Source organism: Acinetobacter bereziniae LMG 1003 = CIP 70.12, assembly GCF_000368925.1.
In the GTDB taxonomy this organism is placed as follows: domain Bacteria; phylum Pseudomonadota; class Gammaproteobacteria; order Pseudomonadales; family Moraxellaceae; genus Acinetobacter; species Acinetobacter bereziniae.
Window position 1 is genome coordinate 1948731 of record NZ_KB849756.1, and the last position, 11652, is coordinate 1960382.

Consider the following 11652-nt stretch of genomic DNA (forward strand, 5'->3'; position numbering starts at 1 on the left):
CCTACTGAGCTGGATAGGCTGAATTGGTTTTATGGTGTTGCGCATCTATAGCAGATTGCACTTCAACAACATCATCAAACCAATGACGCACCCCATCTATTTCTTGATAGTTTTCATGTCCTTTGCCAGCAATCACCACAATATCGCCTGCTTGTGCATGTTTGACTGCATATTTAATCGCTTCACGACGATCACGAATCTCATGCACCTCGTGCTGGCTAAAATCGATATCTTGTTTCATGTCGGCAAAAATTTGTTCTGGATTTTCAGTGCGCGGATTATCTGATGTCATCACCACAGGGGTGGCTTGTTCCAATGCTGCTTTGGTCATCAAAGGACGTTTACCACGATCACGATCACCCCCACAACCAAATACCGCCCAAAGTTGATTTTCAACATGGCGCTTTAAAGTTTTTAATACTTGGGTTAATGCATCTGGCGTGTGGGCATAGTCGACAACAAATAATCGATCCTGATCACGAATGACTTGCATTCGTCCTGGTGCGCCTTTTAACTTTGGTACTTGTGCAATCAACTGTTGTAAATCAAAGCCTGCTTGCTCAGCGACAATTAAACTTGCCACAAGGTTTTCAATATTAAAATGCCCGAGCAATGGGCTATGTACAGTAAATTCGCCTTTGGCTGTTTTTAAGTGAAAAACTGCACCATCCAAGCTATATTTAATTCCAAAGACCTGATAATCAGCAGCTTTAGAGGTCGAATAAGTCAATACTTTAGGGTGCGACAAATTACTGCTCGCAGCATTCATCATCAAATCAGCATGCGCATCATCAATATTAATAACTGCGACTTTTAACGAAGACCATTTAAACAATAAAGATTTTGCTTCAGCATAGGCTTCAAGTGTTCCATGATAATCCAAATGATCACGGCTTAAATTGCTATAGGCAGCAATTTCGATATCACAACCATTCAAGCGCCCTTGCTCCAAGCCATGAGAACTCGCTTCGATTGAAGCAAATTCAGCGCCTTGTAAGGCAAAATCATGCATTAGATTTTGTAAATGTAAAGCATCTAAAGTGGTATGAGAGGACGCTTCCAAGTGCGGTAAAATACCATTACCTGTTGTCCCCATAACCGCACATTTTTTATTTAGCAATGTCAACAACTCAGCAACCAAACGTGAAATCGTTGTTTTACCATTGGTTCCAGTGACAGCCAAAACGCGTACCGCTTGTACAGGTGTTGTTGCTTGTAAATATTGTTTTTGCCATTGTCCCATCAATCTGCGAACTTGAGGACAAACCAAAGCTGATGCAATGCCTAAATCCGTTTCACTAATCACTGCCAATGCACCTTTATCCAAAGCCGCCTGAGCAAACTGCCGTGTTTTTTCAGGTTGAGAATAACTGGTTAATGCAATAAAAATCTGTCCATGCTGAACATAGCGACTATCTAGAGAGAAACCCTTAAATGGCTCAGACATCCAACTCTGTGTATGGTCTTGATCACGACCATTGTGATAAATGTCTAGAAAATTAATCATCATGATTTACCTATCGCGTCGCCTTTGCCGTTTCAAGCGGCTTGTCCAAAGGCACATTCATTAAACGTAAAGACTCTTGCATAATTCGAGCAAAAACTGGTGCTGCAACCAGACCACCATAATATTGACCACGAGGATTTTCCACCACCACAATAATCGCTAATCGAGGATCACTAATCGGCGCGACACCTGCAAATAATGCACGATATTCTGTATTTGAATAACCACGATGATCAGGACGCAGCTTATGTGCCGTTCCTGTTTTACCACCAACACGATAACCTGGAATATTGGCTTGTTTTGCGGTTCCGCCTGGCATAGTCACTTGCTCTAACATCAATAAAACTGAATCAGCAATTTTAGGATCTAAGACCTGCTTCCCTTTGGGCTGGTCATTGAGTTTATAGAGACTTAATGGATATTCCACACCATGATTGGCTAACATGGCATAGCCTTGTGCCAACTGCAAAATCGTCGCATTTAGACCATAACCATAAGCCATTGTGCCGATTTGCGATGAATTCAATTTCTCAGGAGGAAGCACCAAACCACTACTTTCACCTGGGAATTTCACCGCTGAACGCTGACCAAAACCGACCTTTCTAAAGAAGCTAGGTAATGTTTCTTTCGGCAAAGACAAGGCAATTTTTGCAGAGCCCACGTTAGATGACTTGATAATCACACCAGTAACAGTCAGTGAACCATAGTTATGCGTATCACGAATGGTATGAGAACCTAAACGCATTGAACCCGGGCTGGTATTAACTACAGTATTTGGCGTATATTGACCACTTTCCAACCCAGCAGCAATCGTAAAAGGCTTCATGGTCGAACCAGGTTCAAACATGTCGATTGCCCCTCGGTTACGCATAGCATCTTTATTATTTAAACCATTCTTATCGTTGGGGTTATAAGATGGCCAACTTGCCATTGCCAAAATTTCGCCCGTTTTAACATCTACAGCGATTGAAGATGCAGAGCGCGCATTGTTTGCCACACCTACAGCAGTCAACTCACGATACATAATATATTGCAAACGTGAATCTATACTTAAAGTGATATTTTCGCCTGCTTTAACCTCTTTGACCACTTCTGGCGTGCTAATACGGTTACCGTGCTTATCCCGTGAGATTTTTTGCTCACCATCCTCACCTGCAAGACGTGAGTTTAATTGCATCTCCAAGCCTTCAATCCCGGTTCCCTCACTATTGGTTAAACCAATAATCTGAGCATTGGGTTGAGGTTGTGGATAATAACGTTTATAGGTTTTCTCAGCATACACCCCTGCAAATTTATGCTGGGTAATGAAATCTGCCTGAGGCGGTGGAACTTCTTTTTTTAACACCAAATAGCGTGAGCGAGGACGTTCATTCAAACGTTTCTTTAAATCTGCACGATCAATGCCTACCGCATCTGCCAATTCATCTAAATTTAAATTTTCATCCGGTAACTGACGTTTCAATTTTCGACTATTTGGCGTTTTTTGTAATTCAGCTGTGATGGTGTCAAATTGCTTTTTGGTCTCAAAATACTCTCGTGGATCAATCACCACTTTCATGATCGGAGAGCTAATCGCCAAAGGCACACCATGGCGATCACTAATCACACCACGCATGGCTTTCAACGTTTCTGTACGCAAAATATTGGCATTGGCTTTATTTTGCAAAAAGTCTTTATTAATCACTTGCACATAAAATGCACGACCAACCAGACCTACAAAGCATAAAAGAACCACGCCCCACATAAGATAAAAACGCCACATATCGATAGATGCGGTACTTTTTTGGGTAATGGACGGCTGCTTTTTACGCGGTTGCCGAGTCTGTTTAGTTTGCTTATCTACCATACAGATGCCTTACTTCTTCTGCTCTGATTCACTTGGTAATGAAATGACAACTGTTTGTGCAGCTGGCGGTGAATACATTCGGAGTTGCGTTACTGCACGCGTACCAATTTGTGCTGTCGCACCAAATGTCTGTTGTTCAATGAGCAAACGCCCCCACTCTGCATTGATATCTTCGCGCTCACGCATATAACTATTTAAATCACGAAAATCATGACGATAAGCAAAAACTTGTAACACCACCATAAAAGCGCTGATCAGTACTGCGGCAACCATAAGACCATAAACAATTGCTTTTTTGACAGCCAGTTTACGACTTGATTCTTCTATAATTTCTTGTTTCATTATGCGCCTTTTTGTTCTAATCGCTCTGCAACCCGGAGCCAAGCACTACGTGAGCGAGGATTCACCTTGACTTCTTCCTCACTGGCACGAATTCGGTCTATTTTTTTCAGTCGACGAGTATCTTGTACTTTTTGCGGTAATCCCCAACCATTATCTTCTGCTAAAGTTGATTCTTTTTGAATAAATTGCTTAATAATTCGGTCTTCAAGTGAATGAAAACTTATCACGGCTAAACGTGCGTTTGATTTTAACAAATCTACGGCTTGAGGTAAAAAGGTATGTACATCATCCAGCTCTTTGTTAATTTCTATACGAATGGCTTGGAAAGTTCGTGTTGCCGCATGCTTATTCTTTTCCCACTTTGGATGCGCAACTTTAACAATTTCTGCTAATTTTCCTGTGGTTTCAATATAACCGGCTTGTTTAATCGCTTTGGCAATACGACGGCTATAACGTTCTTCACCATATTGAAAGATGATATTCGCCAAATGTTCTTCTTCAACATCCAGCAACCACTCAGCAGCGGTTTGCCCTTGAGAATTATCCATACGCATATCAAGTGGTCCATCATGCATAAAACTAAAACCACGTTCAGCTTGATCTAACTGAGGTGATGACACCCCTAAATCTGCCATAATTCCATCAACTTGATAAATATCCAATTGATTCAATTCTTGTTGTAAATCTGCAAAACTTGCATGAATAATTTTAAATCGAGGATCTTCTTTTTCAAGCTGATATGCCACTTCGAGTGCTTGAGGATCTTTATCAAAAGCATATACTTTGGAGTTTTCATCCAACTTAGAGAGCAATAAACGGGTGTGACCGCCACGCCCAAACGTCCCATCCACGTAAATTCCTGTATTGCGCCCTGCAAGTAAAGCATCGACAGTTTCATGTAGTAATACAGAAATATGAGACATAATTAGAGTTTCAGTTTAAGCAAAAAAAGTAACTGCACATTATTACCTTGTTTTGTTAAAGCTCCAAACGACTTTTTGTAGGGAAATATTACTTTTTATAGAGAAAACCGTTTTTCCTGTGTTTGAAACAAAAAATAGGGCGAAAAAACAACAAAAGCAGTGCTACAAAGTTACCGTGCTTGCTTCATCATTTTCACGTCATGATTTTCAAAATGTTCAACGACTCGCCAACCATGTTGAGCATAAAACGTACAAGCACGGCTTCTTGCATCAGTTTCCAAGCAAATTTCTTGAAAATATTGAAATAAAAAATCTTCCGCTTTTTTAAGTAATGCAGTGCCAATGCCCTTTGCTTCAAAATCGGGATAAACAAACATTGCAAAAATACTTCCCTCATCTTGATCTGCTATTGCAAATCCACATACCTGATCATTCAATTCAGCAACCCAAACACAAGAACAACTGTGAATTAACTCAGATATGGTTGCTGTCGTAATACCTAACTCAGTCAATTGTGTTCGTGATAAATGATTCTCTTTGACTGAGGTTCGAATATCAAAAATTGTTTCAATGTCATTGGCTGCCGCCAGTCTGATTTGGATGCACATAATTTCAAGTTATTGTTCAATTTGAACTGAGTCTAACCTATTCATTGATGAATAAAAAAACCTCCTTAAGGAGGTTCTTCATCAAATCAATTACCGCTTAACGTTTGGTATTATAAATCTGATCGAAAACACCGCCATTTGCGAAATGTGTTTGCTGCGCTTTCGCCCAACCACCAAATACTTCATCAATGGTGAAAGTTTTTAATTCAGGAAATTGTTTCGCATATTTTGCTAAAACTTTTGCATTACGTGGACGATAAAAATGACGTGCTGCCATATCCTGACCAATCGGGGAATATAAATAATTGATATAGCCTGTTGCCAACCACTTATTGCCATTCTTCTCAACCGTCTTATCTACAATCGCAACAGAAGGCTCAGTCAGAATCGACATAGACGGATAGACGATATCAAACTTATTGCCTGTGGCTTTTTTACTGACCATGGCTTCATTTTCCCAAGTCAATAAAACATCACCAATGCCACGTTCAGCAAAGGTGGTCATGGATGCACGTGCAGCAGGATCCATTACTTTCACGTTATGATACATCTTGGAAACAAACTCACGCGCTTTCGCATCATCACCACCTGGTTGTTTCAATGCATAACCCCAAGCTGAAAGATAAATCCATCTTGGCAATCCACCCGTTTTCGGATTCGGTGTAATGATTTGCACACCCGGCTTGGTTAAATCTGTCCAGTCTTTGATACCTTTAGGATTACCCTTACGCACTAAAAATACAACCGTTGAAGTATAAGGTGCTGAGTTGTTTGGAAACTCTTTTTCCCAACCCGGGTTAATTTGACCCGACTTTACAATTTCATTGATGTCGTTAGCTAGAGCCAGAGTCACCACATCACCTTTTAAACCATCCACCACGGCACGTGCTTGCTTTCCAGAACCGCCATGTGATTGTTTAAAATCCACAGTTTTTCCTGTACGCGCTTTCCAATATGCACCAAATGATTTATTAAACTCATCATAAAACTCACGAGTTGCATCATAAGACACATTTAAAAACTCACGATCAGCCGCATGAGTGACTTGAGTTGTTCCTGTAAATCCAGTTGCAATAATCACAGCACTTAAAAGTGCTTTAAAATTCTTTTTCATATGAGCGCCGCAGCAAATTTAAAATTATTCTAAATATATGAAATAAGCCAATAAACATCAATCAAAAGCATAAAGATACAAGATCGAATGAGGAGCAAAAATAAATGATGATTGATATTGATGAATTTTTTCAATTCATTGAGGTTTGAAATTGCCAGTTTAATTTTATTTTGATCATATTAGATAAAAGATAGAAAACCAAAAAACAGTCATGCTCAAACAGGACCACCTTTCATAAAAATATTAATCAATAAGGTACACATCAAGGCTATCGCAATAATATAAGGATAAGTGATTTAAAGTAAAAACTGAAAAAAGTACAAAAAAGCAAAGCCTGATCAGATCAAAAGGCTTTGCTTTCAAAGCATTACTTTTCAGCTGTAAATTGATCGTATACCCCACCATTGGCAAAATGCACCTTTTGTGCTTTCGCCCAACCACCAAAAACTTGATCAATTGTGAACAATTTGATTTTAGGGAATTTAGCAGCATATTTAGCAGCCGCTTTTGTATCACGAGGACGGAAATTGTATTTTGCTGCAAGATCTTGCCCTACAGGAGAATACAGATAATTTAGATAACCTTTGGCTAGGTTTCGATTGCCATCTTTATCGACAACTTTGTCGACAATGGCAACTGAAGGTTCAGCAAGGATAGAAATCGACGGATAAACAATCTGATATTTGTCTTTATCTGGACCAGAGGTTGCTAAAATTGCTTCATTTTCCCAAGACAGCAATACATCACCAATACCACGATCAGCAAAAGTAGTGAGAGAGCCTCGAGCACCAGAGTCTAAAACTTTGACATTTTTATAAATCTTTTTCACCAACTCACGTGCTTTAGCATCATTACCACCTGGCTGTTTTAAGGCATAACCCCAAGCGGATAAATAAATCCAACGCGGTGCACCACCCGTTTTAGGGTTCGGTGTAATAATTTCAACACCTGGTTTTACCAGATCATTCCAATCTTTGATTCCTTTTGGGTTGCCCTTTCGGACCAGAAACACCACTGTTGAGGTATATGGTGCCGAGTTATTAGGAAACTCCTTTTGCCAACCTTTTTCAATCAGTCCCGCATTGACAATTTCATCAATATCATTCGCCAATGCCAACGTTACCACATCCGCTTGTAAACCATCGACCACGGATCTTGCTTGTTTTCCTGAACCACCATGAGATTGTTTAAACTCAACATCTTGTCCTGTTTTCGATTTCCAAAACTGTCCAAAACTTTTGTTATATTCTTGATAAAATTCTCGTGTGGGATCATACGATACATTTAAAAATTCTTTTGCAGCATATGTATTCCCTATCGCAATCAGACTGATTGCACTTAAAAGCAGTCGTTTTTTCATTTGTTTCTCAGTTTTTAGTACTTAGCATGCACTATATTTTCATTGTTTTAATTTAACAATCAATCACTTATAAAAATAAACTCTATTCTTTTCATATTTTAAGATATTCAAATATATGCAATAAACAGCTTAATAATTTCGAATATTTTCTAAACAACTTAATGTAGACTTGAATTCTTCACGATTCATCCATATTTATATGATATTAATTTAATTATTACATTTCGTTTCAATGGTTGTTTTTTAGACATTTTTTGTGTAGTATTATTAAAAAATGTGACGTAGTTAAGCTTTTTGTAACTTATTTTGCTACAATAACCATGTTAAACACACCTTGTTAAAGAAAAAAAATCGACCATCCGGGGGAGTAGATGGAATGAAGTATCCATATTTAAAATTGTTAGGTATCAGTATAGGACTAACAATCATGGCGCAAACAGGTCATAGTGCTGTCATTAAAGACACTACTCGACCAATACAATCTATGATTGTGGTATCCGACAAACAATCACCGATTGAAAAAGCGCTGAATCAGCAAAAACGTGGTGAAAGCAAATTGATTTCAGACAAAGATCAAATCAAAGTTTTAACTTCACTTAAAACTACACCATCGCAAAACTTTTTAGCTGAACAACATCAAAAATTTTCGCGTTTTGTACAAGCAATTTTCCAACCACATACCTCATAGTTACTTGATTTGAGAAAATAAATTCTTTACTCCTCAAAAGAATTTAGAAGCCCAGTCCTTTATTGGTGAATTAACCCTTAAGCGATTGGGCTTTTTCGTTATAATAGTTTCAATTTACATTCTGAATAATATTTGGTTATGAAAGTCCGTACTCGTATTGCACCCTCTCCAACAGGTTTCCCACATGTAGGGACTGCCTATATCGCTTTGTTTAACTTATGTTTTGCCAAAAAACATGGTGGTGAATTTATTCTTCGTATTGAAGATACAGACCAACTTCGCTCTACACCTGAATCTGAACAAATGATTTTAGACTCATTGCGTTGGTTAGGGTTAAATTGGTCAGAAGGTCCAGATGTCGGTGGTCCACACGCACCTTATCGCCAATCTGAGCGTATGGGAATTTATAAACAATATGCTTTAGAACTGGTTGAAAAAGGGCATGCCTTCTATTGTTTTGCGACGGCTGAAGAGCTTGATCAAATGCGTGCCGAGCAACAGGCTCGTGGTGAAACACCGCGTTATGATGGGCGTGGTTTAAAACTTTCTCAAGAAGAAGTACAACAACGTCTTGCTGCTGGTGAGGCGCATGTGATTCGTATGAAAGTACCTGAACAAGGGATTTGCCAATTCAACGACTTATTGCGTGGTGAAGTTGAGATTCCATGGGCACAGGTAGACATGCAAATTTTGCTGAAAACCGATGGCTTACCAACTTATCATCTGGCCAATGTGGTCGATGATCATTTAATGGATATTACCCACGTAATCCGTGGTGAAGAATGGATACCATCTGCGCCAAAACACCAGTTACTCTACCAATATTTTGGTTGGGAAATGCCAACATTATGTCACATGCCATTGTTGCGTAATCCTGATAAATCAAAATTGTCGAAGCGTAAAAACCCAACCTCGATCAATTATTACAAAGATATCGGCGTACTTCCTGAAGCATTACTCAATTATTTAGGTCGTATGGGATGGTCAATGCCAGATGAAAGCGAAAAGTTTACTTTAGCTGAAATGATTGAGCATTTTGACATTCAACGTGTCTCTTTAGGCGGTCCAATTTTCGATGTTGAAAAACTCAATTGGTTAAATGGTCAGTGGATTAAAGCACTTACACCTGCTGAGTTGCTCAATACTTTGCTTGCTTGGAAAGCAGACCGTAAAACCCTCGAAGACATTGCTGCAGCCATTCAGCCACGTATTAATTTACTTTCTGAGGCTGTTAACTGGGCAGGTTTCTATTTCAATCAATTCCCTACTCTGTCAAAAGAACAGTTCGAAAGTAAAAAACTCAGTGAAGAACAAGTTCGTCAAAGTTTGCAGTTTGCCATCTGGCGTTTAGAAAGCTTATTTACTTGGAACAACGATACCGTGAGCCAAACGCTCATGGATTTGGCGAATCAAATGGAAATCAAACTCCGTGATTTCATGCCTGCATTCTTTATCGCGATTGCGGGTTCAACTTCATCGACCCCAGTTATGCAATCAATGGTGACGATTGGTCCAGACTTAACATTTGCACGTTTACGCCACGCACTTGAAATTGTGGGTGGTCCGAGCAAAAAAGAAGCAAAAGTTTGGGAAAAACTAAACGAAAGCATTAAATTGCCGAAAAATGATGCAATCAACGAAGCTTAATTCATTTTTCTGTTGACGTGAAGGCGCAATATCCCTAATATTGCGCTCACACAGACTGGGGGTCATAGCTCAGTTGGTAGAGCGCTACAATGGCATTGTAGAGGTCAGGAGTTCGATCCTCCTTGACTCCACCAAAAGTTTTACCTGTGTTGCCTCATCTGTCCCTATCGTCTAGAGGCCTAGGACATCGCCCTTTCACGGCGGTAACCGGGGTTCGAATCCCCGTAGGGACGCCATATTCAAGATGGCGACATCTTTGTAAAAAACCCAAGCATAATGACTTGGGTTTTTTATTATCTAAATTTTGATTCACTCAATGTGACTTCAACCTAGTGATATAGACAAGCTGTTGAAAAACTCATAGAGTAAAATATCACTTCATTTGATCAATAAATCTAATCCTGCGACTTTAAGTTTTCAGGAACAGGATATTTTTTCAATAACTCAGCATCATCTTCTCGATCCCAACGCCCAAGCCACCAATCACATTGTTCAGGCTGAAAAAATACAGGTTCCCACTCTGCCAATGAATCGGCATATTGCGTTAACGGAAGCATTTTTTCTCGAATTGGCTTAAGAATATTGTTTAACGCTTGATAACCTTGTGTATTGCGTTAACGGAAGCATTTTTTCTCGAATTGGTTTAAGAATATTGTTTAACGCTTGATAACCTTGTGGGCGTGGTAAACCTATTCTTGCCAATTGTGGTGATTCATCTGCTCTAAAAAATACTCCACCATTGATCGGTTCTAAACGTAATGGCGTATTCGGGTCTTGTTGTTGAATCGCTTGTACTTTATCTAGTTTTTCAAGCCACGGCTGACCGAGATACACCAACCAAGCTGTTGAACGTACACCTTTTTCTAAAGAAGGTTCATCATTGTCTACAGCACTAGACTGAGATTTTTTTTCTATATCTAAACCAAGATACCGATAGGCTGTAGCAGTATCAAAAGCCTGCCACGGTACCGCTTGAGTAAAATCTAAGGGTTGTCCGACGCGATAACCACAATAGGCTTGTTCTATCTTAATTTCCCGAACTATTGATTTAAAAAAATCGATATATTGCAATCGTCGATCACTATGATTGGTAAAATCAAATGGAAAAATAAAATTGACCGTTGAGTACCATTCGTTATTTGCAAAATCAGGACAAAAAGAAGATTTAACTCCATATTGAGGAGCAAAGCTCATTTTCGCTTGATCTGAAAAATAATAAACTAATGAACTATCTAGTTTTTTTCCACGTATATCTTCAATCCAGTTTTCAGGAAAACCTTCTTTCCGAAACTTTCGTTCTCTTTGCTTATTAACCGATGCTTCTCGAACAAATTCAATTCCAGTTAATTGAATATATTCAATAACTTTATTAAAAAAATACTCTCTGACCGCTAATTGATCACCATCATAAAACCAAAAAGACATCATTAAATTTAAACGGACGGGTTCTATTTTTGACTCAATATCCACATAAGGTAAAGTATAATCTTGTGTCTGTTCAATCTGATCTAACCAAGCTTCTGCTTGTTGAAATAACTCATCCATTATTTATCAACATCCCATAAATCAAATCTAATCCTGTGGCTTTAAGTTTTCAGGAACAGGATATTTTTTCAA

General features: G+C 39.0%; 11 protein-coding genes and 2 tRNA genes. 4 read left to right on the top strand and 9 right to left on the bottom strand.

All coding sequences use genetic code 11. The features are described 5' to 3' along the window. Position 1 precedes the first annotated feature (1 nt). The 7 genes from F938_RS18995 to F938_RS19025 all read right to left on the bottom strand — a co-directional run bounded on the left by F938_RS18995 (position 2) and on the right by F938_RS19025 (position 7700). Complete coding sequence (locus F938_RS18995; protein ID WP_005034356.1) at positions 2-1510, bottom strand: UDP-N-acetylmuramoyl-L-alanyl-D-glutamate--2,6-diaminopimelate ligase; 1509 nt, start codon at positions 1508-1510, stop codon at positions 2-4. A 7-nt stretch (positions 1511-1517) separates the two neighbouring features. Beyond that, positions 1518-3353, bottom strand: coding sequence for a penicillin-binding protein PBP3 (gene ftsI / locus F938_RS19000; RefSeq protein ID WP_005034358.1), 1836 nt, complete (start codon positions 3351-3353; stop codon positions 1518-1520). Between the two features lie 9 nt (positions 3354-3362). Next, positions 3363-3695: a cell division protein FtsL gene (ftsL, locus tag F938_RS19005; RefSeq protein WP_004825406.1), complete on the bottom strand. Its 333-nt coding sequence runs from the start codon at positions 3693-3695 to the stop codon at positions 3363-3365. Then, a complete protein-coding gene (rsmH, locus tag F938_RS19010; RefSeq protein WP_005034360.1) occupies positions 3695-4618 on the bottom strand; it encodes a 16S rRNA (cytosine(1402)-N(4))-methyltransferase RsmH in 924 nt (307 codons plus the stop codon). Before rsmH ends, ftsL begins: the two co-directional genes overlap by 1 nt. Positions 4619-4788: 170 nt before the next feature. Continuing rightward, positions 4789-5226 (bottom strand): GNAT family N-acetyltransferase, encoded by a 438-nt coding sequence (locus F938_RS19015; RefSeq protein ID WP_005034361.1) that lies wholly within the window; start codon positions 5224-5226, stop codon positions 4789-4791. Positions 5227-5323: 97 nt separating this feature from the next. Further along, entirely contained in the window at positions 5324-6340 is a 1017-nt protein-coding gene (locus tag F938_RS19020) for a sulfate ABC transporter substrate-binding protein (protein WP_004825411.1), read from the bottom strand. A gap of 367 nt (positions 6341-6707) precedes the next feature. Continuing rightward, the gene (locus F938_RS19025) at positions 6708-7700 is read right to left on the bottom strand and encodes a sulfate ABC transporter substrate-binding protein (protein WP_005034362.1); all 993 of its coding nucleotides are present in this window, start codon (positions 7698-7700) and stop codon (positions 6708-6710) included. A 376-nt stretch (positions 7701-8076) separates the two neighbouring features. Here F938_RS19025 and F938_RS19030 point away from each other — a divergent pair, with 376 nt between their 5' ends. The 4 genes from F938_RS19030 to F938_RS19045 all read left to right on the top strand — a co-directional run bounded on the left by F938_RS19030 (position 8077) and on the right by F938_RS19045 (position 10271). Continuing rightward, positions 8077-8388 carry a hypothetical protein gene (locus tag F938_RS19030; RefSeq protein WP_004825414.1) on the top strand — a complete coding sequence of 104 codons (312 nt, stop codon included), beginning with the start codon at positions 8077-8079 and terminating at the stop codon, positions 8386-8388. Between the two features lie 138 nt (positions 8389-8526). Then, on the top strand, positions 8527-10035 hold the full coding sequence (gene gltX, locus F938_RS19035) for a glutamate--tRNA ligase (RefSeq protein WP_005034363.1): 1509 nt from the start codon (positions 8527-8529) through the stop codon (positions 10033-10035). Between the two features lie 58 nt (positions 10036-10093). Beyond that, positions 10094-10169 (top strand) — tRNA-Ala (locus F938_RS19040). Between the two features lie 26 nt (positions 10170-10195). After that, positions 10196-10271, top strand: a tRNA-Glu gene (locus tag F938_RS19045). A 159-nt stretch (positions 10272-10430) separates the two neighbouring features. Here the strand turns inward: F938_RS19045 and F938_RS24375 are convergent. After that, a complete protein-coding gene (locus F938_RS24375; RefSeq protein WP_005034364.1) occupies positions 10431-10592 on the bottom strand; it encodes a hypothetical protein in 162 nt (53 codons plus the stop codon). Between the two features lie 16 nt (positions 10593-10608). Beyond that, positions 10609-11580, bottom strand: a complete 972-nt coding sequence (locus F938_RS19050) for a type VI immunity family protein (RefSeq protein ID WP_005034365.1) — start codon at positions 11578-11580, stop codon at positions 10609-10611. Positions 11581-11652: the final 72 nt, after the last annotated feature.

Excerpts from the sequence above, each read along its gene's own strand:
- F938_RS19020 (WP_004825411.1), bottom strand. The coding sequence starts at position 6,340 with ATGAAAAAGAATTTTAAAGCACTTTTAAGTGCTGTGATTATTGCAACT.
- ftsI (WP_005034358.1), bottom strand. The coding sequence starts at position 3,353 with ATGGTAGATAAGCAAACTAAACAGACTCGGCAACCGCGTAAAAAGCAG.
- F938_RS19025 (WP_005034362.1), bottom strand. The coding sequence starts at position 7,700 with ATGAAAAAACGACTGCTTTTAAGTGCAATCAGTCTGATTGCGATAGGG.
- gltX (WP_005034363.1), top strand. The coding sequence starts at position 8,527 with ATGAAAGTCCGTACTCGTATTGCACCCTCTCCAACAGGTTTCCCACAT.
- ftsL (WP_004825406.1), bottom strand. The coding sequence starts at position 3,695 with ATGAAACAAGAAATTATAGAAGAATCAAGTCGTAAACTGGCTGTCAAA.
- F938_RS19030 (WP_004825414.1), top strand. The coding sequence starts at position 8,077 with ATGAAGTATCCATATTTAAAATTGTTAGGTATCAGTATAGGACTAACA.
- F938_RS19050 (WP_005034365.1), bottom strand. The coding sequence starts at position 11,580 with ATGGATGAGTTATTTCAACAAGCAGAAGCTTGGTTAGATCAGATTGAA.
- F938_RS18995 (WP_005034356.1), bottom strand. The coding sequence starts at position 1,510 with ATGATGATTAATTTTCTAGACATTTATCACAATGGTCGTGATCAAGAC.
- F938_RS24375 (WP_005034364.1), bottom strand. The coding sequence starts at position 10,592 with ATGCTTCCGTTAACGCAATATGCCGATTCATTGGCAGAGTGGGAACCT.
- F938_RS19015 (WP_005034361.1), bottom strand. The coding sequence starts at position 5,226 with ATGTGCATCCAAATCAGACTGGCGGCAGCCAATGACATTGAAACAATT.
- rsmH (WP_005034360.1), bottom strand. The coding sequence starts at position 4,618 with ATGTCTCATATTTCTGTATTACTACATGAAACTGTCGATGCTTTACTT.